Source organism: Microbulbifer celer, assembly GCF_020991125.1.
Lineage (GTDB): Bacteria > Pseudomonadota > Gammaproteobacteria > Pseudomonadales > Cellvibrionaceae > Microbulbifer > Microbulbifer celer.
This window is the reverse complement of record NZ_CP087715.1, coordinates 4076090-4101597: the sequence shown is the minus strand read 5'-3', so window position 1 is coordinate 4101597 and position 25508 is coordinate 4076090. Positions and strand designations below refer to the sequence as shown.

23 protein-coding genes are annotated in these 25508 nt (G+C 60.5%); 15 read left to right on the top strand and 8 right to left on the bottom strand.

Annotated features, from left to right (window positions below; genetic code table 11):
• Positions 1 to 360: 360 nt before the first annotated feature.
• Complete coding sequence (gene speB / locus LPW13_RS17180; protein WP_230437219.1) at positions 361 to 1233, top strand: agmatinase; 873 nt, start codon at positions 361 to 363, stop codon at positions 1231 to 1233.
• 161 nt (positions 1234 to 1394) lie between these two features.
• Positions 1395 to 2048 (top strand): DUF6515 family protein, encoded by a 654-nt coding sequence (locus LPW13_RS17175; protein ID WP_230437218.1) that lies wholly within the window; start codon positions 1395 to 1397, stop codon positions 2046 to 2048.
• A gap of 2 nt (positions 2049 to 2050) precedes the next feature.
• Here LPW13_RS17175 and LPW13_RS17170 read toward each other — a convergent pair whose 3' ends face one another.
• The 4 genes from LPW13_RS17170 to bioB are packed head-to-tail and all read right to left on the bottom strand — an operon-like array spanning position 2051 to position 7062.
• Positions 2051 to 3115, bottom strand: a complete 1065-nt coding sequence (locus tag LPW13_RS17170; protein ID WP_230437217.1) for a winged helix-turn-helix domain-containing protein — start codon at positions 3113 to 3115, stop codon at positions 2051 to 2053.
• The gene (bioC, locus tag LPW13_RS17165) at positions 3075 to 4772 is read right to left on the bottom strand and encodes a malonyl-ACP O-methyltransferase BioC (RefSeq protein ID WP_230437216.1); all 1698 of its coding nucleotides are present in this window, start codon (positions 4770 to 4772) and stop codon (positions 3075 to 3077) included. Before bioC ends, LPW13_RS17170 begins: the two co-directional genes overlap by 41 nt.
• Positions 4769 to 5980, bottom strand: coding sequence for an 8-amino-7-oxononanoate synthase (bioF, locus tag LPW13_RS17160; protein WP_230437215.1), 1212 nt, complete (start codon positions 5978 to 5980; stop codon positions 4769 to 4771). The genes bioC and bioF overlap by 4 nt, the downstream gene beginning before the upstream one ends.
• Positions 5981 to 5994: 14 nt before the next feature.
• Positions 5995 to 7062 (bottom strand): biotin synthase BioB, encoded by a 1068-nt coding sequence (gene bioB, locus LPW13_RS17155; protein WP_230439219.1) that lies wholly within the window; start codon positions 7060 to 7062, stop codon positions 5995 to 5997.
• A 202-nt stretch (positions 7063 to 7264) separates the two neighbouring features.
• On the opposite strand from bioB, the gene LPW13_RS17150 reads away from it, so the two are divergent.
• Together LPW13_RS17150 and LPW13_RS17145 are read left to right on the top strand one after the other, a co-directional pair.
• The gene (locus tag LPW13_RS17150) at positions 7265 to 8011 is read left to right on the top strand and encodes a ComF family protein (RefSeq protein WP_230437214.1); all 747 of its coding nucleotides are present in this window, start codon (positions 7265 to 7267) and stop codon (positions 8009 to 8011) included.
• Between the two features lie 159 nt (positions 8012 to 8170).
• Positions 8171 to 9316: a beta-ketoacyl-ACP synthase III gene (locus LPW13_RS17145; protein ID WP_230437213.1), complete on the top strand. Its 1146-nt coding sequence runs from the start codon at positions 8171 to 8173 to the stop codon at positions 9314 to 9316.
• 206 nt (positions 9317 to 9522) lie between these two features.
• Here LPW13_RS17145 and LPW13_RS17140 read toward each other — a convergent pair whose 3' ends face one another.
• A complete protein-coding gene (locus LPW13_RS17140; RefSeq protein ID WP_230437212.1) occupies positions 9523 to 9846 on the bottom strand; it encodes an antibiotic biosynthesis monooxygenase family protein in 324 nt (107 codons plus the stop codon).
• 163 nt (positions 9847 to 10009) lie between these two features.
• Here LPW13_RS17140 and LPW13_RS17135 point away from each other — a divergent pair, with 163 nt between their 5' ends.
• The 3 genes from LPW13_RS17135 (at position 10010) to LPW13_RS17125 (ending at position 12811) form a co-directional block, all read left to right on the top strand.
• Positions 10010 to 11041 (top strand): serine/threonine protein kinase, encoded by a 1032-nt coding sequence (locus LPW13_RS17135; protein WP_230437211.1) that lies wholly within the window; start codon positions 10010 to 10012, stop codon positions 11039 to 11041.
• Positions 11042 to 11058: 17 nt separating this feature from the next.
• Positions 11059 to 11886 (top strand): serine O-acetyltransferase, encoded by an 828-nt coding sequence (gene cysE / locus LPW13_RS17130; RefSeq protein WP_230437210.1) that lies wholly within the window; start codon positions 11059 to 11061, stop codon positions 11884 to 11886.
• A gap of 61 nt (positions 11887 to 11947) precedes the next feature.
• Positions 11948 to 12811, top strand: coding sequence for a GNAT family N-acetyltransferase (locus LPW13_RS17125; RefSeq protein ID WP_230437209.1), 864 nt, complete (start codon positions 11948 to 11950; stop codon positions 12809 to 12811).
• A gap of 30 nt (positions 12812 to 12841) precedes the next feature.
• Here the strand turns inward: LPW13_RS17125 and epmA are convergent, their stop codons facing one another.
• Together epmA and efp are read right to left on the bottom strand one after the other, a co-directional pair.
• The gene (gene epmA, locus LPW13_RS17120; RefSeq protein ID WP_230437208.1) at positions 12842 to 13822 is read right to left on the bottom strand and encodes an EF-P lysine aminoacylase EpmA; all 981 of its coding nucleotides are present in this window, start codon (positions 13820 to 13822) and stop codon (positions 12842 to 12844) included.
• Positions 13823 to 14057: 235 nt separating this feature from the next.
• The gene (efp, locus tag LPW13_RS17115) at positions 14058 to 14630 is read right to left on the bottom strand and encodes an elongation factor P (RefSeq protein ID WP_230437207.1); all 573 of its coding nucleotides are present in this window, start codon (positions 14628 to 14630) and stop codon (positions 14058 to 14060) included.
• A 118-nt stretch (positions 14631 to 14748) separates the two neighbouring features.
• On the opposite strand from efp, the gene epmB reads away from it, so the two are divergent.
• The 5 genes from epmB to LPW13_RS17090 all read left to right on the top strand — a co-directional run bounded on the left by epmB (position 14749) and on the right by LPW13_RS17090 (position 22114).
• On the top strand, positions 14749 to 15798 hold the full coding sequence (gene epmB, locus LPW13_RS17110; protein WP_230437206.1) for an EF-P beta-lysylation protein EpmB: 1050 nt from the start codon (positions 14749 to 14751) through the stop codon (positions 15796 to 15798).
• 294 nt (positions 15799 to 16092) lie between these two features.
• The gene (locus tag LPW13_RS17105; RefSeq protein ID WP_230437205.1) at positions 16093 to 18183 is read left to right on the top strand and encodes an EAL domain-containing response regulator; all 2091 of its coding nucleotides are present in this window, start codon (positions 16093 to 16095) and stop codon (positions 18181 to 18183) included.
• Between the two features lie 37 nt (positions 18184 to 18220).
• Complete coding sequence (locus LPW13_RS17100) at positions 18221 to 20212, top strand: M1 family metallopeptidase (RefSeq protein WP_230437204.1); 1992 nt, start codon at positions 18221 to 18223, stop codon at positions 20210 to 20212.
• 212 nt (positions 20213 to 20424) lie between these two features.
• Positions 20425 to 21648: a pyridoxal-phosphate-dependent aminotransferase family protein gene (locus LPW13_RS17095; RefSeq protein WP_230437203.1), complete on the top strand. Its 1224-nt coding sequence runs from the start codon at positions 20425 to 20427 to the stop codon at positions 21646 to 21648.
• Positions 21649 to 21946: 298 nt separating this feature from the next.
• Complete coding sequence (locus LPW13_RS17090) at positions 21947 to 22114, top strand: hypothetical protein (RefSeq protein ID WP_230437202.1); 168 nt, start codon at positions 21947 to 21949, stop codon at positions 22112 to 22114.
• A 36-nt stretch (positions 22115 to 22150) separates the two neighbouring features.
• Here LPW13_RS17090 and serB read toward each other — a convergent pair whose 3' ends face one another.
• Positions 22151 to 23194: a phosphoserine phosphatase SerB gene (gene serB / locus LPW13_RS17085; protein ID WP_230437201.1), complete on the bottom strand. Its 1044-nt coding sequence runs from the start codon at positions 23192 to 23194 to the stop codon at positions 22151 to 22153.
• Positions 23195 to 23328: 134 nt separating this feature from the next.
• Between serB and LPW13_RS17080 the strand changes: the two genes are divergently transcribed.
• The 3 genes from LPW13_RS17080 (at position 23329) to LPW13_RS17070 (ending at position 25483) form a co-directional block, all read left to right on the top strand.
• Positions 23329 to 24438, top strand: a complete 1110-nt coding sequence (locus LPW13_RS17080; protein WP_230437200.1) for a hypothetical protein — start codon at positions 23329 to 23331, stop codon at positions 24436 to 24438.
• 287 nt (positions 24439 to 24725) lie between these two features.
• Entirely contained in the window at positions 24726 to 24995 is a 270-nt protein-coding gene (locus LPW13_RS17075) for a hypothetical protein (RefSeq protein ID WP_230437199.1), read from the top strand.
• A gap of 77 nt (positions 24996 to 25072) precedes the next feature.
• Entirely contained in the window at positions 25073 to 25483 is a 411-nt protein-coding gene (locus tag LPW13_RS17070) for a hypothetical protein (RefSeq protein ID WP_230437198.1), read from the top strand.
• Positions 25484 to 25508 lie beyond the last annotated feature (25 nt).

Sequence of the window (25508 nt, the reverse complement as noted above, 5' to 3'; positions counted from 1 at the left end):
GTGGCGGTGTAGCACCGGGTGGAAGGTTTCAAAACCGAGCTAGGCGCCCCCCTGGGAATACATCCCTGTACGCTGCGGCGGCGACGTCCCTGTCGCCGACGCTTTTGAAACCTTTCCCCCGGCACTCCACCTTAAGTTCAACCTCAACCACTTCGTAATCCACGCAAGTAACGCTACGAAGTAGAGAATTTGCCACGAAGGCAGAGTGCCGGGTGCGGGTTTTCAGGAGCGTCGCAAACAGGATGTTTGCGCCGCAGCGCCCAGGGATGGGTTCACAGCGGTCCTGAAAACCCGCACCCGGTGCTCTGCCGCCACCAAAGGTTAAACAAGGCCACCAAGGTCCAACCGCAGAGCTACGACATGCACACAGAAGACCCAAACATTTTCCTGGGCTCCGAAATCGAACAGCCCAAGCCCGAAGAAGCGCTGTTCCATATCCTGCCCATCCCCTACGAAGAAACCGTCTCCTACGGCGGCGGCACCGGTAAGGGGCCGGCATCGATCATCGAAGCCTCCCACCAGCTGGAGACGTTCGACAATTTCTCCTACCCCTGCGAACTGGGCATCTACACCCGCGACCCCGTCGACGTAACCGGCCCCGCAGAACAGGTAATGGAAAACATCGCCAACGCCACCGGCGAAATCCTCAAGCTCGGCAAAATGCCCGTCGGCATCGGCGGTGAACACTCCGTCACCTGGGGACTGATCAAAGCCTACCTGGACGCCGGCATCGACGACTTCGGCGTGGTGCAGATCGACGCCCACGCCGACCTGCGCGACCGCTACGAGGGCCACAAGCACAGCCACGCCAGCGTCATGCGACTGGTGTGCGAAGCCGGCATCCCCCTGTACCAGCTCGGCATCCGCGCCTACTGCGAAGAAGAGATGGAAGCGCGCAAGCAGTACAACGTGCGCTACCTGGACGCCCACCAGCTGGTGCCCACCCAGATCCAATCCATCGAACTGCCACAAGACTTCCCCAGCAAAGTGTTCTTCACCCTGGATATCGACGGCATGGATCCCTCGGTCTTCCCCTCCACCGGCACCCCGGTGCCCGGTGGCCTCGGCTGGTACCAGACCCTGAACCTGTTTGAATCCGTCGCCAGGCAACGCGAGATCATCGGCTTCGACCTGCTCGAGTTCGCCCCCATCGAAGGCTTCCACGCCTATGACTTTGCCGCCGCGCAGCTGCTGTATCGACTGATGGGAATTGTGCAGCGCAACCGGGCCTGAGCCCCAACAGCCGTGGCTATAAGGTCACTTGAGTGCTGTGCGACAAACTGACAATTCTTAACGATCGAATACGTGCCAGCCGTAGCGCTTCTGTCCCGTTGCGGTTATTATTTGTGCAATAGTAAGTGCTCGCTTCGCGGGCGTATATATCGGAAAGGGTGATGAAAAAAGCGGTCAAAATTCTAGTGTTCGGCGTGGGTCTGGTGACGCTGCTGTCGTTTGCCTTTGCTGCGCCGCCAGCCTCGGCCCACGGCGGTCACCGTGGACATCACCACGGTCATGGACACCATCATCGCGGTTACTGGGGACCGCGACGCTACCGAGGCCCCCGAATCGGTATTGGCGTTACCGTGCCGGTACTGCCCGGTGGGTTTGTGAATATGTCGGTGGGCGGACGCCCGTATTTTTATGGCGGTGGCTATTTTTATCGCCCGGGCCCGCGCGGCTATGTGACGGTTTCCGCCCCTCTGGGGGCAGCGGTCGTGACGCTTCCCGCCAGTGCGGTGCGAGTCCAGATTGGCGGTTTCACCTACTACCAGTATGGCGACGCTTACTATCAGTGGCAGCCGCACGCCAGCCGCTATGTGGTGGTACCCGCGCCCACCGGTGTCACCACCACGACGACCACTACCACAACGACTACCAGTACCGCACCAGTGGGTGCCGGGTTTAACCCCGGTCAGGTGGTCGAAACCCTGCCCACGGGATACACCGCGGAAGTGATCAACGGGGTCCAGTACTACCGCTACGGCGACCGCTATTTTATGCCCACCCAACGAGACGGGCGGGAAGTGTACGTGGTGGTTCAGATCTAAGCTCAGATGGCCTCGGTGGCCAGCCCGTGATAACGGGCAAAGTCACCGAGGGCCTTGTTGAACCCCTTCAGTAAGCCGCTTTTCGGCGACTGCGACCAATGCAGCGCTTTTACCCTAAGCAACCCTGCCTCGCGGTCCGCCTTCAGATCCACCACCCCCGCAAAAGTATCCCGATACAGTATCGGCAGACAGAAATAACCGAAACGGCGCTTTGTCGCCGGTACATAGCATTCCAGCTGGTAATCAAAACCGAACAGACGCTTTAACCGCTTGCGTTGTAGTACCAGTGGATCAAACGGCGATAACAGGCGCACCCTGCGCGGAGGCGGGGGTGGATCGACGCCGAGATCTTCGGTCAGCATCAGCTCGCCATCGACCGGCGTCAGCTCTCCAGACGCCAGCATCCGATTTACCGCCGCTTTGACCAACCCCTTTTCCTGCCGGCGCAGATAGCCCGCTTCTTCAGCCCGACCGACGCCCTGAGCGCGCAAAAACGTGCGTACCAGATGCTCACCGTATTCGGCCTCACTGGCGGCAGTAGTGACCACATCCGATGGCAGTAGTCGCTCGGGGAGATCAAATACCTTCTGGAATCCCTGCCGATGGCTCGCCATCAGCTCGCCCTCGTGGAACAGCTGCTCCAGGGCCTTCTTCTCCTCCGACCAGGTCCACCAACCGCCCTTGGCGCGCACAAAATCACTGGCTTTCAGCGGCCCCTCGGCGCGGATGCGGTCGAGCACATAGCGGCTCAGCTTTGCGTTCTTCTCAAACCAGTGCTTCTGCCCCGCGCGGATCCGGTCCATGCGGAGACGGGCAAACCGGTAGTGCTGTATCGGCAAGTAGGCAGCAGCATGGGACCAGTATTCAAAGATGTGTCGCTGGCGCTCAGCGTCGTCGAGCTGGCGGATCAAGCGCGCTTCCCGAGTGGGGGCGAGGCGGGTGCTGAGCTGGTGATAATGGCCGCGGGTAATGACCTGGATGGCATCAAGCTGCAGTGCCCCCAACTGCTCGATCAGGCCCGGCAGATCACCGGGCCAGGGGGTGTGGATAAACTGTCGCGCCAGCACCAGTGCCCGGTGCTTGCCCGATATTCCGCTGCTGTTCTGCGCGGAGGGAGTCCGAGTAATCAAACGTTACGGGCCTCTTGTTGTCGCCCTGAAGGCGCTGCAATGTCAGATAAACCACTTCGTAGGTGGCCGGCAGACCAGCCGGCGTGCGGCGTGCTTCATAGGCCTCGGTCAGCCTGCGCAAGCGCTCGCGGCTCAACAGGCCTTTACCGGCCTCGCGGTTCACATTGTGCGCGCCGATGCTTTTCAGTTCACGCATCAGGGTTTTGACGTTGTCGAAGTGCAACACGCGCTGTTCACTGGTCAGCGCGCAATCCAGGTGATTGTCTGCGCAGGCCTGTTGCCAGGAAGCTGCCGGCAGAAACTGATTCACATGGCGATCACTATCCACCGCCGTCCAGCTCGCTTCAAGTTCCGCCAGGGTGCCGGGGGCGAGGGTGGAAATCAGGGCACGACCATCCACGCTCAGGATACGGCGTATTTCCGCAAACAGGTGAGGAAGCCGGTAACACCACTGCAGGGCAAAACTCGAATACACCAGATCGAAGCTGCCATCGGCCAGCGGCAGATTTTCCGCGTCCGCGGCAACGTAGCCATCCGCCCGGGGGCGATGGTTACGGGCATAAGCCAGCATCTGCGGGGCGATATCCAGGGCGATGATTTCCGCCTCGGGGAAGCGCTGGCGCAGCAGTTCGCTACCGTAGCCTGTACCGCTGCCGAGATCGAGAATCCGTCGGGGCTGCCAGCCCGCCTCCGCGCTACTCAGCAGCTGTCGACAGACAGCGCGCTGTAAATGGGCGGCGGCATCGTAACTGGCGGCGGCGCGACCGAACGCGCGCGCCACGGCAGACTTGTCCAGCGGTGCGCTTTCGCCGTCTGCGGCAGACAGGGTTTGTAAATGCTGCTTTAACAGCCGGGCAATGGTATCCGCCCGGCTCAGGTGCGGACAGTGCCCACTGTCGGCGATGACTTCAACCATACAGCCCTGCGCGCGCAGCTGATCCGCGGCAGCGCTCGGCACCAGCGCATCCCGCGCTCCCAAAATGTGCAGCGAAGGCTGCTTCAAATGTGCGAGCAGCGCGCGGTTATCCAGCTCTCCCAGGCATTCGAGCGCGTCGTTCCAACTGTCGGGCCAGCATTCGGAAACAGTCTCCGGCTGCCAGCCTTTGAGTGTTTTCAGTACGCTGCGCATATTGCGGTCTCCACGGGCCTCCAGCCCGCAGAAGCGCTGCCAGTTCTTTTCCGGTGTCAGGCGCTGGGCACGGCAGAATTGTGCGAAATCTTCCGCAGCCATTCCCGGCCACTCACTTCCCGCCTCGTCATTCCCGGGGCTCCCGTCACGGGCGACAAAACTGCCGTTGGCGGCGATGGTGACCAGGCCGCGGACCTTGTTTGAGCGCGCCGCGAGCTGCACTGCAAGCATCCCGCCCAGGGACCAGCCCACCAGCAGGCAGTTGTCCGGCAGTGTGGCTTCCAGTTGTTCTAGCAATGCCCCGGTTGCAGGCCAGGCTTCACCGGTACGACTGCCGAAACCCGGCAGTTCCACACAGTGTACTTTTTGCGGCATATCGCCCAGTGCCGGCAGCAGTGCATCCCAGCAGCGGCTGTCACCACCCCAACCGTGAATCAATACGATATTTTTTACTGCGCGATTCACGGTGATACCCCGGCAACCTGAGTTTTTTCCAGCGCTGTTGCCAGCGCCGTCAGCAGTCCGTCGATCTGCACTTCGCTATGAACCGCCGACAGGGTGATCCGCAAACGCGCGGTGCCGGCGGGCACGGTGGGCGGTCGGATGGCGCCGACCAGATAGCCCGCTTTCTGCAGAGCCTGCGCGACAGCCAGCACGGTGTTTTCACATCCCAGCACCAGCGGCTGAATCGCACTGGTGGATTCTTCCAGCGGCAGGCCGAGCAGGGCGGCACGGGAACGGAAATATTCGATACGCTGCTGCAGGATCCACGCTAGCGATCCGCCTTGCATCAACGACAGCGCCTGCACACAGCCTGCGGCCACCGCCGGCGGCATGCCGGTTGTATAGATATAGGTGCGGGCGAACTGGGTGAGGTAATCGATCAGCGCGCGGGAACCGGCCACAAAGGCACCGGCATTGCCGGCGGCTTTGCCCAGGGTGCCCATGACGATGGGCGCGGACGCCTGATCGAGACCGGCGGCAGCGGCGCTGCCGGCACAGGGAAATGCTTCACTGCCCATGGCGCCGAAGCCGTGAGCTTCGTCCACCATCAGCCAGGCATCATAGGTTTCACACAGCGCGGCCATGGCCGCCAGCGGCGCGGTGTCGCCATCCATGCTGTAGACGCCGTCCACCGCCAGCAGGATTTTTCCGCTGTCTCCGGCCTGCGCCCGAGCGCGTTGCAGTTGTCGCTCCAGCGCTACGGGATCATTGTGGGCAAAGCGCAGGTACTGGGCGCCACTCAGGCGACCGCCATCGATCAGGGAAGCGTGATTCAGTTTGTCCTGCACCACAAAATCACCGCGACCCACCAGCGCATTGATCACGCCCACGTTGGCCATATAGCCGCTGCCAAATAACAGCGCCGCTTCACGTCCGGTGAGTTCGGCGATTTTCTGCTGTAACTGCTGGTGTATTTCAAAGTGGCCGTTGACCAGGTGCGAGGCGGTGGCGCCGGCGCCCAGTTCGGCACCGCGCTGCTGGGCGGCGATCACCTGTGGATGGGTGGCGAGGCCGAGATAATCGTTGCTGCTGAAGGTCACCAGTTCGCGACCATCCACCCGCGCGTTCGGCCCCGGCGCGGCCGCAAGGGTTTTGTGGCTGCGGAACAACTGCTGCGCCCGGCGTTCCGTCAGGCGCTGCGCCACAAAGCTGTCGAGACTGTTGGTCAAAACCTTGTCTGCGCTTACGCCTTGGCGGCGTCGTAGAAATACGGATCGTTCTGCTGTTCGCTGATCTGCGCTTCCAGTCCCGCGGCCACCTCGGCCTCATCTTCGTGCTGGTGGTACTCCTCCGGTTTGATACCGAGGCGCGCAAACAGCTGCATGTCCTTGTTGGCTTCCGGATTACCGGTGGTGAGCAGCTTCTCACCGTAGAAAATCGAGTTGGCACCGGCCAAAAACGCCAGTGACTGCATCTCGTCGTTCATGGCCTCGCGACCGGCGGACAGACGCACGTGGGATTTCGGCATCATGATGCGGGCCACGGCGATACAGCGGATAAACTCGAACGGGTCCAGATCTTCGTTGTTTGCCAGCGGCGTGCCGGCCACTTTCACCAGCATGTTGATGGGCACCGATTCCGGCTGCTCCGGCAGGTTGGCCAGCTGCGCCAACAGCCCGGCGCGGTCCTTCTCCCCTTCGCCGAGGCCGATAATGCCGCCGGCACAGACTTTCATCCCCGCGGCGCGCACATTGGACAGGGTGTTCAGGCGATCCTCGTATGTGCGGGTGGTGATGATCTCGCCGTAGTATTCCGGCGAGGTGTCCAGATTGTGGTTGTAGTAATCGAGACCGGCATCGGCCAGATCTTTGGCCTGGTCGTCACTCAGCATCCCCAGGGTCATACAGGTCTCAAGGCCCAGCGCCTTCACCTCTTTCACCATCTGGGTGACATAGGCCATGTCTTTTTTCTTCGGCGAGCGCCAGGCGGCGCCCATGCAGAAACGGGTGGCACCGCTGGCCTTGGCCGCGCGCGCCTCTTCCACCACCGCTTCCACCTTCATCAGCTTTTCCCGCTCGAGACCCGTATCGTAACGGGCACTCTGTGGACAGTAGGTGCAATCCTCGGGACAGGCGCCGGTCTTGATCGAGCACAGGGTACTGACCTGTACCCGGTTGGGATCAAAGTGCTGGCGATGTACCTGCTGGGCGGTAAACAGCAGGTCGTTAAATGGCATTGCGAACAGGTCGAGCACCTGTTGACGGGTCCAGTCGTGGCGGACTTCACCGTATTGCGCGGAGGCCTGGGGCATTTGCTGGGTGGTGGTCACTGGGATTATTCTCCTCGAGGAGGGCCGCGAGACCCGTTGGTCGCTTATCGGCCGGAATCGGGCTTTTACAGCCCGCTCTTGTCAATCAATCAAAGCCAGCCAGTTTAGCCCCGGCCCATTCGCTGTCAACCAACCGAACCAAAACTGGTTTACAAGTCAGAAGCCGACCCGGGTAAGGAAACCTGTGATCACTTCCATCGCACGATTCTTGGCGGACTCCGCCTCCGCCGTCAGCCGCCACAGCGGGCGCACGCTCAACACTTTCAGCCGCTGCCTGCTGTGCCACACGGGCACCGATGTGGACTGCGGAATCTGCAGCGCGTGCCGCGACGATCTGCCGCACTTGGGCCACGCCTGCCGCCTGTGCGCGGAACCCCTCGCTACCACCACCGATCGCCACTGCCCCCGCTGCCTGCAACAGCCGCCACCGTTTGCCCACAGTAGTGCCTGCTGGTTTTACGCCTACCCGGTGGCGCAACTGATCCAACACTTTAAATACCATCGCGACCTGGTAGCCGGACGCACCCTGGCAGAGGTGGCCGCCGGACCGCTCTCACCCACGGGCGAACGGCCGGATCTGCTGGTGCCGGTCCCGCTGCACTGGCGACGCCAGCTGAGCCGAGGCTATAACCAGGCACAGTTGATTGCCGGGATTTTCGGGGGGCACTGGCAGATTCCGGTGGATAGCCGCGCGCTGCGCAAAACCAGCGCCACCGGCAGCCAGCAACAGCTGAAGCGCCGCGAGCGGCTGCGCAATCTGAGCCGCAGCTTCAGTGTTCCCGCCAGGGCACAACCCCGGCTGCAGGGACTGCATATCGGGCTGGTCGATGACGTGATTACTACCGGTGCCACTCTGGAAGCCGCCAGCCGTACCCTGCTGGAGGCGGGAGTGCGAATCGTGAGCACTTACGCACTGGCCAGAACCCCCTGATCTTCAGCCAGACTGCCCGAGGGACCACCCGGTACTCGCGTACCCATTTCTAGACCGAAATCACCGTTGGCGTCACAATAGCCGCCCTTTGCCGGCCGCGTGGCTGCTAACGTTAGAAGAGAAAGTCGCCAAACTGGGCGACACGCAGGGTGATTAGCGATGAGTGAATATGGTCTGCCCAAGGGCATTGTCATCAGTGGTACCGGTCTGTGGATACCACCAGAATCGATCAGCAACGAAGAACTGGTCGCCGCCTTGAATGCGCACGCGGAGAAATTCAATCGCGAGCATGCCGATGCCATCGAGTCCGGAGAGGTTCAGGCCAAACCCTACTCCTCCGCGGAATTCATCGAGAAGGCCTCCGGCATCAAGAGCCGCTATGTGATCAGCAAAGAAGGTATCCTCGACCCCGAGCGCATGCGTCCCTACCTGCCGGAGCGCGCCGACGACGAGCTGTGCCTGCAGGCGGAAATGGGGCTGAACGCCGCCAGACTGGCACTGGAGAAGGCCAACAAGAAACCGGAAGACATCGACGCGGTGATCGTGGGCGCCTCTTACCTGCAGCGCTCTTACCCGGCCATCGCGATCGAAATCCAGGGCGCCCTGGGTATCGACGGCTTTGCGTTCGATATGGAAGTGGCCTGCTCATCCGCCACCTTCGCCCTGCAGCGCGCGGTAGATGCCATCAGTTCCGGCTCGGCCAAGTCCGTACTGGTGATCAGCCCGGAGCTGGCGTCACCGCAGGTGGACTACACCGATCGCGACAGCCACTTTATTTTTGGCGATGTGGCCGTGGCCAGCGTGGTGGAGCGCCGGGAAACCGCCAATACCGACACCGCCTGGGAAATCCTCGGTACCAAGGCCAAGACCCTGTTTTCCAACAATATCCGCTCCAACTTCAGCTACACCGCCCGCGCTGCGGATGTAGACCCGTTCGGCCCCGGCAAACTGTTCCGCCAGAATGGCCGTAAGGTGTTCAAGGAAGTCTGCCCGATGGCGGCGGCACACCTGGAAAGCCAGGTGCAGGAACTGGGCATGGCGCCGAGCGAGATCAATCGCTGGTGGCTGCACCAGGCGAATATCAACATGAACCAGTTGATCGCGAAAAAACTGATGGGCAACGACGTCACCCCAGAGCGCGCCCCCGTCGTGCTGGACGAGTTCGCCAACACCGCCTGCGCCGGCTCGATCATTGCGTTCAACCGGCACAACGACGATCTGCCGGTAGGCAGCCGCGGTGTGATCTGTTCTTTTGGAGCGGGTTATTCCATTGGCAGCCTGGCGCTGGAGAAGGTCACGATTTAATTTTCAGATTCGCGCACTGCCTGAATTCCGTGGCGGTGCCGCTACCAGGTAGGGCTTTGCGAGACACGCCGTAAACCCAGTCCGGCCGCTCCATGCATTCACGGCGCCTTCGGCCCATGGGGGCTCTGCAAAAACATCCATGTTTTTGAAGGCCTCGCAAAGCCCTACCTGGCATCGACACCTTCACCTTCTACATCAAGCCGGACTCAACCTGATTTGGTTTTGGGCGGCATCACCACCCACTCCGGCTCTTCATACCCACCCAGGCTGCGGATCTCCACAAACGGCGCCGCGCTTTTGATGATCTCGGCGATCTGCGGGTCGTGCTTTGCTTCCATAGCGTCGCGGTGGGCTTTGCTCTCCCAGTGGGCGATGGCGATGAGCTTGTCCGGTTCGCCGATTTTGCGGTGCAGCTCGGTGCCGAGTGCCCCGGGGGCCCGCTGGATCAACTCCGAGGCCCGCATCCAGGCATCGGCGTATTCTTCGGCGGCGTGGCCGGGCTTCATGGTGACTTCAAAGATGTATTTCATTTCGGTTTCCGGTTTTTTGTTGGTCCGCTTGGCGACTGCTGTTTGCCTCTAAACAGGCTCGTACGGTCAACGGCTGGTGGAACAAAAACTAGGACGAAACTAGAAGGTGTCGGGCAACCGCGTTCCGCGTTAGCATAGCGCCCCAAGTCACCGGAGCGCCCCTATGACCGATTCCGTGAACCCTGATTCACATCCTGAAACTTCCCCTCATCCCGCTTCAACGCATCCCTACGATGACCTGACCCCGGATCGCGTGATCGACTGTGTGGAAAGCGTGGGACTGCTGTCCGATGCGCGTATTTTCCCCCTCAACAGCTACGAGAACCGTGTCTACCAGGTGGGCATCGACGAGGCGCAGCCACTGATCGCCAAGTTCTACCGCCCCGGGCGCTGGAGCGACGAGCAGATCATCGAGGAGCACCAGTTTTCGCTGGAGCTGGCGGAGGCGGAGATCCCGGTGGTGGCGCCGCTGGAATTTGACGGTCGCACCCTGATGGAGGCCCACGGCTTCCGTTTTGCGCTGTTTCCCCGCCGCGGCGGCCGCCAGCTGGAGCTGGATAACTTCGACCACCTGGAGCAGGTGGGCACCATGCTCGGGCGTATCCACGCCATCGGCGCCACCAAGCCGTTCCAGCATCGCCGGGCGCTGACCCTGCAGCACTTTGCCCGCGACAGCCGCGACTTCATTCTCGCCGGGGACTTCCTGCCGCGGGAAAATATCGAGGCCTACGAGACCGTCACGGCGCATATCATCGAGCAGATCGCGCCGCTGTTTGATCGCGACTGGACCACCCTGCGGTTGCACGGTGACTGTCACACCGGCAACTTTTTGTGGCGGGACGAAACCCCCTGGTTTGTGGATCTGGACGACTGTATTCAGGGTCCGGCGATCCAGGATATCTGGATGCTGATCTCCGGCAACCGCGCCGAGCAGACCGCTTATCTCGACGCGGTGGTGGAAGGCTACGAGACCTTCTACCCTTTCGACCCACAACAGTTGCAGTTGGTGGAACCCCTGCGCTGCCTGCGACAGATGCACCACGCCGCCTGGCTGGCGCGGCGCTGGGAAGACCCGGCATTCCCGAAGGCCTTCCCGTGGTTTAATAGTTCCCGTTTCTGGGCAGAGCATATCCTCGCCCTGCGCGAGCAGATGTTTGCGCTGCAGGAGCCACCGCTGACCCTCGGCGCGATTTAGTAAGGAAGGAGTACAACATGGAAAGCGTGAAAAGCAGCGTCAACAGCACCGCCGATGACACCCTGTGGCGCGGTATCCGCACCGATGTGGCGGTGCAGGTAGAGCGCGAGCCCATTCTGGCAAGCTTCCTGCACGCCACCATCCTCAATCACGCCACTCTGGAATCTGCCCTCAGCTTCCATCTCGCCAACAAACTGGACAGCCCGGTAGCACCGGCGCTGCTGATCCGGGAAGTCATTGACGAGGCGCTGGAAATGGACCCCGGCATCGGCCACGCAGCGCGTGCGGACCTGGCCGCAGTGGATCAGCGCGACAGTGCCTGCCAATCCCTGTACGAGCCGTTCCTGTACTTTAAAGGCTTCCACGCCCTGCAGGCGTGGCGTGTGGCCCACTGGCTGTGGCAACAGAACCGCCGCTCCCTCGCGCTGTTTCTGCAGCACCGTATTTCGGTGGTGTTCAGTGTGGATATCCATCCGGCGGCGAGATTGGGAGAGGGCATCCTGCTGGATCACGCCACCGGTATCGTGATCGGCGAAACGGCGGTGGTGGAAGACAACGTTTCCATCATGCAATCGGTGACCCTGGGCGGCACCGGCAAGGAATCCGGCGACCGCCATCCCAAGGTACGCTGCGGGGTATTGATCGGCGCCGGCACCAAGATCCTCGGCAATATCGAAATCGGCCGCTGCTCGCAGATTGCCTCCGGTAGCGTGGTGCTGAAATCGATCCCGGAGAAATCTCTGGTGGCGGGCGTTCCCGCCAAAGTCATCGGCCAGGCCAGCTGCGACCAGCCGGCACTCTCCATGAACCAGTGCGCACTGTCGCAGGTAGATCAGTTGAGCTGAATCTGCCGTCAGTCGCACCGACTGCGGGGCGCAGCGCGTTGCCGCCGGCTATCCTGAAAACATGAAATACAGTCTCAGTGCCAAAAACCTGGTCTGCCGCAATCTTGAGAACCGCGCCGCCTATTGCGCGGATCTCCTGAACCCGAAGCAGAGCAAGGAAATCACCGGTCTGCTGCGTACCGACAGCGGTCTGCTCTCTGTTCACTTCAATCAGGTAGTAAGCAATACCGTTGCCCAGCCACGGATTCTGCAACGCTTTGTGGTGGACTACTTCGCCGAACGCCACAGTCCCTTCTCCCTGTGGCACTGCGCCAGCAAACCCCTGGATGACGATGCCCTGATCGCACTGGGTATGGAGAAACTGCCACCGCGCATCGCCATGGCGGCAGAAGTCAAACAGCTCGCCTCTCAACCCAAAGCCGTCGACGGCCTGGATATCATCAGCGTCGACAACGCCGACGATCTGATGCGCTACGGCGAGCTGGTAGCGGCGCTCTCCGATGACACCCGCGAAAGCGCACAGATCACAAAATTTTTCCGCCAGCTATCCGAGCTGCCCGAACACAAATACAGCCGTTTGAAATTTTTCCTGGGGATACTGAAAGACAAGCCCGTCGCCACCGGCAGCCTGTTTTCCTCCGCCGACGCGCTGGGTTTTTATGACTTGGGAACACTGCCTGAATACCGCGGCCGCGGCATTGGCACCGCCATGTTCCACCACCTCCTCAATGAAGTTATCCACAGCCACCACAAACACGCCGTCGCCCTGGTGGATGAAAACCGGCAGAACCTGCTGTTAAACGCCGGCTTCTACGCCGTGGGCGAAGTCGCCCGCTTTCAGTTCGTACCCCAGCGCAGCGGCGCACATCAATCACAGACACCGGATTCCAACTCGCAGCAAAGCGACGACCAGAAGCGGGCCTGACCCCTGAAAATGCGCATACTCGGGCGCGTATCACGCGCGCCCGATCGGGAACGCCACCACCTCATCAATCCGTGACGCCCCGCAGGCCAACATCAATAGCCGATCCACCCCCAGCGCCACCCCCGCGCACTCCGGCATTCCAGAAGGTATCCCCGATTCCAGCGCCTGTACCAGCCGCTCCTCAAATGGATTCACCGGCTTGCCATTCTCCCCCCGATAGCGTTGATCCGCCTCAAACCGCCGCAACTGCTCCCGCGCATCCGTCAACTCCCAGTAACCATTGGCCAACTCCATACCGCCCACATACGCCTCAAACCGCCGCGCCACCGGCACCCCGTGCTCATCCTCCTCCACCCGCGCCAGCGCCGCCTGCGACGCGGGGAAATCGTACACCAGCGTAATCCCCGGCTTACCGCCCATATCCATATTCGGCTCGATATGGTGGCTCATCAGCAGATCCAGACACTCGTCTTTATCCACAGGCTCAAACGACAGCTCCAGGTTATACGCCACACAATCGCTCAACTCCCGCAGCGTCGCCCGGTGCGGATCCAACCCCAGATGCTCCAGAAACAGCGTGCGATAACTGCAGGAATGCACCCGCGAAATCCGCAACAACCACGACAGCAGCTCCCCCACCTCAATCATCAACCGGTGGTCATCCCAGCCCACCCGATACCACTCCAGCATGGTGAACTCCGGATTGTGCCGCCCCCCGGCCTCACCGTTGCGAAACGCCTTGCCCAGGTAATAACAATCCCCGATCCCCGCCGCCAGCAGACGCTTCAGGCCAAACTCCGGACTCGTCGCCAGAAAAGCCGGCTCGCCACTGCACTCGGCAGTGATCGAATCGATATGGGGATCGCTGGTGGCGCGACGGGAGAGGATCGGCACCTCCATTTCCAGCACCTGACGCTCGCTGAAAAAACGGCGGATATCCGCGAGCAGCGTGGCGCGGCGGCGGAGGTTTTCGAGCGGGGCAGAAGGCTGCCATGAAGATTGTTCAGGCATGCAAATGATCTTATGAGTAATGAAAGAACTTGAGTTTAGCTGCAGACTGGCAGTGCAGCATAAAGCGAAGGCGAGGCGCCGGGGGTGGGTTTTCAGGAGCGTCGCAAACAGGATGTTTGCGCCGCAGCGCCCAGGGATGGGTTTACAGCGGTCCTGAAAACCCACCCCCGGTGACTTGCCGCCACGGTACCATCAGAATGGTTCTAAATCTGGCAGTGGCGACTGATGGGGCGAATCAGTCTTCCTTCGCGCGCCCCAGGTAATCCCCATTACGGGTATCGACCTTGATGGTCTCGCCAATTTCCAGGAACAGCGGCACCTTCACCACCGCACCGGTAGACAGGGTCGCCGGCTTGGTACCACCCTGGGCCGTATCACCGCGCAAACCCGGATCCGTATCCGTAATCTCCAGAATCACATGATTCGGCGGCGTCACCGCCAGCGGCGAACCGTTGTACAACGTCACCACACAGATATCCTGCTCCTTCAGCCACTTCGCCGCATCGCCCACCGCCTTCACATCCGCCGGATGCTGCTCAAACGTCTCCGGCTCCATGAAATGGTAAAACTCCCCATCAAAGTAGAGATACTCCATATCACGGTCCATCACATCCGCCGCTTCCAGACTCTCACCGGAGCGGAAAGTGCGCTCCCAGACCCGGCCAGTCTTCAGGTTACGCAACTTCACGCGGCTGAAAGCCTGACCCTTACCGGGCTTCACGAACTCATTCTCCACAATGGAGCAGGGGTCGCCATCCAGCATTACCTTCAGACCGCCTTTGAATTCGTTTGTGGAATAACTAGCCATGAGCTCCTCGAAAAATCAGCAATATGCCTGTAAATTGATTAAACTTCGCGCGGCCCGCTCCAGAGCAAAGCCAGGCAAACAGCAGTACCGCCACCGACCGCGCCAAAAATAGCCGCCTATGATACAGCACCCCCAGCCCCCCCGTGAAATCAACACTGTCGAAATCCAGCCCGACAACGCCACCGGTGCGCGCAATCGCCGCTGGCAGGACGAAATGGCAGACCTGGTCACCGACCCGCAGGAACTGCTCCAGCTGCTGCAACTGACCCCGGAGCAACTGCCCCAGGTTACTGCCGCATCGGCGCTGTTCCAGCTGCGGATACCGCGGCCCTTCCTGCGACGGATCCGCCCCGGCGACCCCAACGACCCGCTGCTGCTACAAGTATTGCCCGGCGCCCCGGAACTGGAGACCACCCCCGGTTACAGCGACGACCCGCTGGAGGAAGCCAGCGCCAACCCGGTACCCGGCGTGGTGCACAAATATCGCGGCCGCCTGTTGCTGATCGCCGCCGGCCAGTGTGCGGTCAACTGTCGCTACTGTTTCCGCCGCGCCTTCCCCTACGGCGACAACCACCTCAACCGGCGCCAGTGGCAACAGGCCCTGGACTATATCCGCGCGCAACAGGACCTGCGGGAGGTGATCCTGAGCGGCGGCGACCCGCTAGTACTGAGCGACCGCCAGCTGGGCTGGCTCGCCGGCGAGCTGGCCAACATTCCCCAGCTCGACAAACTGCGTATCCACACCCGCCTGCCCATTGTCGCGCCATCGCGAGTAAACGATGAACTGCTGCAATGGTTCACGGAAAGCCGCCTGAAACCGGTACTGGTGCTGCACTGCAATCACGCCCATGAAATCGATGGGGAAGTGCGCGCGGCACTTTCCCGGCTGCGCGCGGCCGGCGTCACTCTGCTGAACCAGTCGGTACTGCTGCGCGGGGTCAACGACAGTGAAGACGCCCTCGCCGCTCTTTCGGAGACCCTGTTCGATGCCGGCGTTCTGCCCTACTACGTACATCAGCTGGACCGCGTGCAGGGCGCCGCCCACTTCGAGATCGGGGATCACCGTGCGCGCGCCCTGATCAATGGTATCCGCAATCGCCTGCCAGGGTATCTGGTGCCCCGTCTGGTGCGGGAAATCCCCGCGGAGAAATCCAAGACACCGCTGTAAACAACCGCGCCGGAGTCCCGGTATCGATCGACCAGAAACACCGGCCGCCTCACTGTCTTCGATTTTTCCCGATCCGACACCCAACGGGGTCTAACGCGTCTAAATAGCGGCGGACGGGGTGGATTGCGCACTATGCACTTGTTCCTCCCCGTGCCGCCGCCATACACTAACGGATTCGCGGCCAAACGGACTGGCAGCCTTCAGCATAATCTCAATCGGGCAGCCTGCAGTGCAGCACGGAAGCGGCAAACGAGAATCGAGAATACCGCCGCGACGCAGTACAACAGGAATATAATGACCAGCGACAACACCATCCGCCTACTTCTGATCCACGACGTACCCGCCGAAGCCCAGCGCCTGGTGAGCATGCTCCACAACGCTGGCCGCCCCAATCGTGCCCAGCACGTAGCCAGCGAAGCCGCATTGGTCAAACTCCTGCAGGAACACCCCTGGGACCTCCTTATCGCCGCCGAGCAGAGCAAAAAACTGGAAGCGGTGAATGCAATCCGCACCATTAACAAACTGCAGAAAGACGTCCCCACCCTGTTACTCACCGAGCGCGACGGCGCGCAGCCGGTCGTGGAAGGACTCAAAATCGGCGCCCGCGATGTGGTCACCGTCGACGAAGACCAGCATCTGCTGCTGGTCATACAGCGGGAGCTCACCGCGCTGGAAGAGCGGCGCCAGGCCCGCCTGCACGATCGCCGTTATCACGCCACACTGAAGCGCACCAAAGAACTCCTCGACAGCTCCAAAGATGCCATCGCCTACATTTCTGATGGCCTGATCGTGTACGCCAATGAATCCTTTGCCGAACGCTTCGGCTATCAGGAACGCGACGACATCGAATACCAGCCGCTGATCGACATGCTCACCGAAGGCGAGCAGCCGGACGCCCGCGACTTCCTGCGCCAGTGCGCCATCAGCAACAACGAAGTGGAAGCCCAGGAGTGGCAGTTTACCGCCAAGTCCGCCGGCGGCAGTCCACTGCCAATCAAAGCGGAAGTCCTCTCCACCATCTACGACGAAGAGCGTTGCCTGCAGGTGCGTATTGCCGCCAGCAGCGGCAATACCGAAGAACTGGAAGCCCAGCTCAGCGAAGTCAAAAACCGCGATACGGCTACCGGCCTCTACAACCGTCAACGCTTCGTACAGCTGCTCGACAATGCCATCCAGTCCACCACAGGCTCCCAGCGCACCGGCGGCCTGATGTATATCGAGATCGATCGCTTCGAAGAATCCGTTCAACAGGTGGTAGGCGTCGCCGGCACCGACGAGCTGCATATGAAATTCGCCCAGTTGTTGCAAAGCAGCGCGCGCCGGGGCGATATCCTCGCCCGCTATGGCGAAGAGAGCTACTGCCTGCTGATACCGGAAACCACACCGGACAGCGCCGAAGCCCGCTCCCGGGAATTGTTGCAGAAAATCGCCGACACCATCTTTGAAGCCGGCGGCAAAACCCTGCACATCACCGCCTGCATCGGTATTTCACTGATGAGCGAAACCTCCGGCAACGCCGACAAAGTACTGGAACAGGCCTCCAAGGCTCATGACAGCGCCGTCGCCAACAGCGACGGTAAAGGCAACGGCTTCGCCCTGTACGAACCCGACAGCCAACAGCAGGGCGATGCCGACACCTACCACCGCGCGCGTGTTGTTCAGGCCCTTGAGGCCGGTAATCTCAAGCTGCTGTACCAGCCGATCTTAAGCCTGCAGGGCAGCGGCGAAAAAATCTACGAAGTACTGGTACGCCTGGTGGACGGCAAAGAACAACTTGCCCCCATCGCCTTCCTCGAAGCCCTCGGCGACGCCGGCCTCTCCACCAAAATGGATCGCTGGATCATCCTGAGCGCCATCAAAGCGGCTGCCGCACAACGGGCCAAAGGCGACGACGTCTCGGTACTACTGCACCTCACCGCAGCCTCCCTGAAAGACACCAGCCTTCCCGCCTGGCTCGGTGTCGCTTTCAAGGCCGCCAAGGTGCCGCCCAAAGCCGTCACTTTTCAAATGCGCGCCGAAGACATCGGCAGCAACCTCCACGCCGCTCGCGACTTTGCCCATCTGGTACAGGAAATGGGCTGTCGAGTAGCCGTATGTCACTTCGGCACCGGCTTGAGCCCCTTCAAGGCACTGGAGCACGTCAAAGTCGATATCGCTAAAATCGACGCCTCGTTTGTGCGCGAAGTCCAGGACGAAGGCGAAGACAGCGAAGGACTGGTCAAACTCGTAGGCCAACTGAAAGAAATCGACACCCGCGTCATCGTCCCCCACATAGAACAGGCCAGCATGCTGCCCACCCTGTGGCAGTCCGGTACCGACTATATCCAGGGCTACTATGTACAGCCGCCGGGAGATGAAATGGACTTTGATTTCAGCCTGGATTGAACACAATTTTCTATCACAACAATCACGGAGCTATACCATGCTGCCCCAATTGTTTAACCCCGGCCTCGGCCGCCTGATCGGCGCCGGCCTGCTTGCCTGCAGTATCGTCACCCTCGGAGCCTGTAGCCAAAGCGAAGATCCCGCCGGCCAGAAGCAGCTCGAAGAGCGTTCCGGCGAACAGAGCCCGGAACAGTTGTCAGGCACCACCGCCGAAAAATCCTCCAAAGCAGAGAAAGCGGCACCGGAGTCCGGTGTCGACTACCACTCCTTTGCCAACACCAACGACTACCGGGTAAAGCACCTCGATCTCGACCTCACCGCCGACTTCGACAACAAAATCCTGAAAGGCACCGCCATTCTCGATATCAAGCGAGTGGGTGAAAAGAACCCGCCGCTGATCCTCGACACCCGCGAACTGGATATCAAAGCCGTGCGCGCAGGTCTCGGCGACGACCTCAAACCGGTCAAGTTCAGCCTCGGTGAAACCGACCCGAACCTGGGGACCCCGCTGGAAATCGAACTGCCCAAGGGCGCCAACAAAGTCGCTATCGACTACCAGACTTCTCCCGGTGCCTCCGGTGTACAGTGGCTGGAGCCGGAGCAGACCGCGGGTAAAAAGCACCCGTTCCTGTTCACCCAGGCCCAGGCCATCCACGCGCGCAGTTTTATTCCCCTGCAGGATTCCCCCCAGGTGCGCATGACGTACGCGGCCACCATCCGGACCCCGGATGACCTGCTGGCGGTAATGAGCGCCAACAACGATCCGGAAACGGAAAAAGACGGCGTGTACGAGTTTGAAATGCCGCAGCCGATCCCCTCCTACCTGATCGCTATCGGCATCGGCAACCTGGAGTTCAAGCCCATGGGCGAGCGCACCGGGGTCTACGCCGAGCCGGAACTGCTCGATGCCGCGGCAGCGGAGTTCGAAGACACCGAGGACATGCTCGAGGTCACCGAAGAAAACTACGGCCCCTACCGCTGGGACCGCTATGACCTGCTGATCCTGCCCCCCAGCTTCCCGTTTGGTGGCATGGAAAACCCGCGTCTTTCCTTTATCACCCCCACCGTGATTGCCGGTGACAAAAGCCTGGTGGCGCTGATTGCCCACGAGCTGGCTCACTCCTGGTCTGGCAACCTGGTCACCAATTCCAGCTGGCGCGACCTGTGGCTGAACGAAGGCTTCACCACGTATCTCACCAACCGCATCATGCAGTTTGTATACGGTGACGAGCGCTACAAAATGGAAATGGCCCTGGGTTATGACGATCTGCAGGCAGACCTCGCAGACCGCCCGGACAAGGACGAGATCCTGGCCATCGATATGCGCGGCCGCGATCCTGACGAAGTCTTCTCAAACATTCCCTACGAAAAGGGTTCCCTGTTCCTGTACGAACTGGAGCAGAAAGTGGGGCGCGAGAACTTCGACCAGTTCCTGATGGACTACTTCAACAAATTCGCGTTCCAGAGCGTCAACACCGAGGACTTTGTTAATTACCTCGACGACACCCTGCTGAAGCAGTACCCGGACAAGCTGAGCAAAGAGCGTATCAATGAATGGATCTTTGAACCGGGCATTCCCGAAGGCGCGCCGCACCCGCAGTCAGATGCGTTCACCAAACTGGACCCGATCCGCGAGCAGTGGCTGAACGGCGAGATTGAGGCCGGCGACATCGACACCGAGGGCTGGACCTTCCACCAGTGGAAGTACTTCCTCGACGGTATGCCGGAAAAACTGAGCGATGATCAGCTGCAGGAGCTGGATGAAACCTTCAGCCTGACCGACTCGAAAAACAACGAGATCGCGTTCAGCTGGCTGATGATTGCCGTACGCAACGACTACGAGCCGGCCAATGCACGTCTGGAGGACTTCCTCACCAGCATCGGCCGCAACAAGTTCCTGCGCCCGCTGTACGGCAATATGGTGGAAAGTGGCAAACAGGAAGAAGCCAAGCGCATCTTCGAAAAAGCCAAATCCGGCTATCATCCGCTGACCGTCAAGGTAAACAGCAAGATCATTTACGGCGACTGATTCGCGTCAGCTGAAATGAGATAAAAAAAGCCCCGTGGTTTTCAGAGCCACGGGGCTTTTTTTATGTAACGCTCGAACACTTAATTCCCCGCTACCAAACAACGGCGTAGCTACTCCGCCCCGGTTGCGCAATAAATCCCCGCAAAACCGCGAATAGTGTGGTAAAAATGGCAACCTTTTGACACTCAGAGACCGGCCAGCCACAGCGCACCATGGAAGACACGACCACTCCAGAGATTTTCTCTGCACCGACCATCGCATCACTAAACGACATACTGCCCGCGGAGCCCCTGCTGATGATGGGCGCGGGGCCGGTTCCGGTGCCCGACCTGGTGGCCAATGCCAACCGGAACGTCATCAACCACCTCGGTGCCACCATGTCCAGGATCATCGGTCAGGTGAAAGAGATGTCGCAATATGTCTTCCAGACCCGTTCGCCCTGGATTATGGGCGTTGCGGGGCCCGGGTCGGCGGCCATGGAAATGGCCATCGCCAACCTGGTCACCCGCGACACCAGAGTGCTGTGTGTTTGTAACGGCTATTTCAGCCACCGAATGGCGGAAATGTGTCAGCGACTGGGAGCGGATGTCGGAATCCTGCAGAGCGAGGAAAAGTCGCAGATCGACGTCGACCGCTTTGTCGCGGCTATAGAAAAGTTCGAGCCCGACTGTATCACCATCGTGCAGGGGGAAACTTCCAACACCACCTTCAACCGGCAACTGCCCGCGCTCGCCCGCGAGGCGAAGAAGAAGGGCTGTATCACCATCGTCGATGCCGTGTGTACCCTCAGCACCATGCCGCTGCAGATGGACGACTGGGGGATTGATGCGGTGATTACCGGTGGACAGAAGGGGCTGTCTTCCATCCCGGGGGTTTCACTGGTGGCATTTTCCGAGCGGGCGTGGGATCGTATCCAGAACCGAACCTGGACGCCATCGCACTGGTGCCTGGACGCTCTGCTCGCGGAAAACTTCTGGCACAAAGGGTCGTACCATTACACGGCACCGGTTTCCGGGGTACTGGCCCTGCACGAGGCGTTGCGGCTTATTTGTCTGGAGGGACTGCAGGCGCGGTTCCTGCGTCATGAAAGGTGTTCCCGCGCACTACAGAACGGTGTGCAAGCCATGGGATTGAAGCTATATGTTCCAGAAGAGAGCCGCCTGAACTCGGTCATCGGCATCGAAGCGCCCGAGACACTCAGCAATCGCACCATCTGCGCGACTATGTCGGAAAAGTATCAGGTGGAAATATCCGGATCCTTCGGGCTGCCCATCGTGCGCATCGGCCAGATGGGAGAGCAGTGCCGCGCACAGAACCTGTTCCGTACATTGCACGCGCTCGGCTGTACCATGCGCGATCTGGGTATCACGGTGGATATTCCCCGCGGCATGGGCGAATTGGAGAGTTCATTGATTGGTGCAAAAACGCAGGGTTGAGAAAGGCTGGCTGGTGGCGTATTGGGTTGAATAATGCGTCGAATGTGTGATGCCTAGATGGGGAGCAAAGGCGAGACACAAAACCGTCTCACAAATATTCGGTGCACATGGCGGCTACACAAACCGGCGCGTTTCTCTTAATCTTCCACACCTGAGAGAACTTGTGAGTGCAACTTTTTCGCGTAGCGGCGCGTCAAACCGATATTCACACCAATTGATAGTGGTATTGCTTCTGGCAACCGCGACCTCAACACACGACCTCAACACAGTCACGGACAGACAGCAGACGGGGATTCTCATGGGCAAACGCCTTCTCGCCATCATCGCAATCATTACGCTGGCACTGGCAGCCGTGGCCTGCGACCGCCAGGCCTGCTATGAAGAAGGCAAGCGCAATAACCGCCCACCGCTTCCCTTCGCACACCTCGGCACTGAGCTGGCGCCGTTTTTCACTTTTGCACCCTGAGCAATGCTTCGGTGATTGGACCAGTTATTGCCCCGGTTATTGGCTGGGGGATTCTTCCAGCAATGCCGCAATCTGGCGATCATTGAGGCCAAACAGGTACAGCGCGGCATCCAGCCCGAAACCATCGATGGCCTGCGGCGCTTCCGCGCGCACTTTCGGCTTGGCGTGGAAGGCAATGCCCAGTGCTCCCAGAGACAGCATCGGCAGATCATTCGCGCCATCTCCCACTGCAATCACCTGGTCCAGCGACAGCTCCATCTCCGCCGCCAGCTCCTGCAGCAACAGCGCCTTGCGGGCGCCATCTACGATCGGGTCAATCACGCCACCGGTGAGTGCACCCGCCTCAAACTCCAGCTGATTCGCGTGCACTACATCCACTGCCAGATGGTTGTCGCGCAAGTAATGGGCAAAATAGGTGAAGCCACCGGAGAGAATCGCGGTCTTGCAGCCCAGCGCACGCAGGGCCTGTAACAGTCGTTGCGCACCGCCCATCAGCGGCAGTTGCGGCGCGATTTCCGCCAGGCTCTCTTCGGTGAAGCCCTGCAGCAGGCTCATCCGCTTGCGGAAACTCTGCTGGAAATCCAGTTCACCGCGCATCGCCGCGAGGGTGATCTCGGCCACCTGGTCGCCTACACCGGCAATTTTGGCCAGCTCGTCGATCACTTCCGCCTGAATCAGGGTGGAGTCCATATCAAAACAGGCCAGCTTCGGCACCTGCTGGGTGGTACCTGCCTGCAGTACCAGCTCCAGTCCCATCTCTTCTGCCAACGCCAGCAATTCACCGCGCGCACGGTCAAATTCCAGCGCCGCCTCCAATTGCAGGCGCACGGCAGTGCACTGTGGACGGGCAGCCAGAATATCGATTGCCGTTACTGCCCAGCCGCGTTCGGCAATAAATGCCTGCAGCTGCTGCAGTTGCGCCAACTGCAATTCTTCCGTCAGCAGGGTCAGGCACCAGGGCGCGGTCACCGCTGCAGGGGCCGCGTCAAAATCGCCGGAGATATGCGCCGCGCTACGCGCGAAGACCTGACGGCACAGGGAAGATGGGGAGTAGATAGAGGAATTGGCAGATACGTCCATGACTGACTCTTGTGACAGACCAACAGCGGGTCGGAGTGAAAAAAGGCCGGGCATTATAGCCCGACGCCTTTTCTCCCTGAAGATGGCGGGCCAGAATACGGTAGAATCCAGCCAGGCTTGACCAGTACTAGAAGATGAAAGATTTCCTCGCCCACCTCAACGATGTTTACCGCACGCTGCCCGAGCGCTTTGCCAACCTGCCGACACGGCGCAAGCGCCAGTTGCTGGCCGCTGGCATCTGGCTGACCCTGGCGTTGTTCACCCTCGCCACCCTCGGCCATGCCTACGGACAGCAAAAGGCGGCCGCCACCGCGCGGGATAGAGCCAGCGCCACCGCAGCGGCGAAGCTGCTGGCGGGCCAGAGCCTGGATCAGATTGTGGCCGGTGACCGCATCAGCCTGCAGCTGCTGGCCAAGCAGGCGCTGGCGCTGCCGGCGGTGCGCGGGGTTACGGTACAGGATGTGGACTCCAACCCACTGGCGCAGGCGGGCGAGCGGGGACGCGGAGAAATGATCACCGAGCCGGTGGTGCTGCACGACAGTCTGGCGGGCAGCGTGGCCCTGAATATCCAGCCCGGCGCCGCGGTCAGTTACCCCTGGGCCAGCCTGTTACTTTGCCTGGTGTTCGCGCTGCCATTCAGCGCCGCCTGCGGGCTTGCCGCCAGCCAGCTCACATCCCGCTCCCCGGGTACTTCCAATCCCCACAAACGCAGGTCACTTACGGCGCCCAGGGCGCAACCCAAACCGCCACCGGAAGTCACCGCGGGCCTCTACCTGCGCCCACTGAACTGGGCCCAGCTGGGCAACCAGTTGTCCCGCAGCGCCCTGAATAATCTGCAGGCCGAACTGGAACAGCGTCTGCAACTGCTGACCCGCATCTACGATGCCAAGCCCCTGCCCAGTACCGGCCCCTCTGTGGGGCTGGGATTTGCCGGTGATGATGCTGCGTTCCGGGCGGTATGCGCGGGATTGCTACTACGTGGCCTGCAACAGTCCAGCCGCGCGACCGGCCTGCAACTGGCGGTCTCGGTGATGCCCACAAAACCGGACCGCTTTGATTTCGGTGGTGAGCAGTTACTGTCCCAGGCCCGCGGCGTGACCCTGCACCCACAACTTCTGGACGACACCTCACTGGAAAACCGTGTTCAGTGCCATACCGCCAGCTGGGGAGCCGAGGTCACCGGCCTCAGTCCCAAGCTGCAGCAGCTGCTGGACAATCAATTGCAGCAACTGGTCAACGCCTGAGGCCTGTAAACTACGCACTAACGATACCCCCACTAGGCATCAAAAGCGCAGAGCGCCCCCTCCTAATTTTCCCAATCTTATAAACAGCCTATTTTTCATCGCATTTTGGTTGTTGATTTCTCCCGGAAATCTTCGCGATTGCACCCGCGCGACACTTTAATAGCCCTCACTTGGGTTTCGGCTTGCTCCCGGTAACTTTGCTAACGAAAGCAACAGCCTTTTCTAACAATCGTCACCGGGCAACCGAATTGGGAAAGTACTACCCGCCGTTCGGCGTGGAGGTTTACATGAAGCGTGTATTCGGAGGAGTGGCTGCCGTAACTGGCGCCGCCCTGTTGACCCTTAGCGGGTGCAGCAGCATGGAGGACATGACCGATACCACCACAGCAACCAATCTGAATAAAGACAGGCCGGGTTACTACTCGGTACAGGGGCGCTACTACCACTGTCACCGGAATGGCCACTGCCATAACGTCCGCCACCCCAGCTATTACCGCCACGACGCGGTTTACCGCCGCTCCTACATCGATCGCCGTGGCCCCCAGCAGCCCCGTTGACAGGGCACAAATTGTGAACAGTGCACAGCGAACGACAATCGCGTTCGTTACCGGCTACTTTCTACCGGAGAACACCAATGAATCGCATGGTTAAAAATGGCCTGTTGGCCGCAATGGTATTCGGCTCGCTGACTCTCGGCGCATGCGCTACCGATGGTTACTACAGCGGCAGCACCGGTTACTCTACATACCCTTATACGCGCCCATATACCTATCCCTCGGGCAGCGTCTCGTTCTATTACTCGTCACCGCGCTACTATCGCAATTACAACCGCGGCTATTACCCCCGCCGCTACCATGGCGGACGCTACTATCGCTACAACCATCGCCACTATCGACACAACCATCGCTACTATCGGCACAACAACCGTTACTACCGTCACGGTGGCAAACACTATTACCACAATAAGCGTCCTGGAAACCGTCCAAGCCACCACGGTCGTCCAAGTCGCCACGGTCGCCCGAGTCGCGGTCGCTCCCATCGCTAGGCCTTTGCCACACCAGGCCTGATAC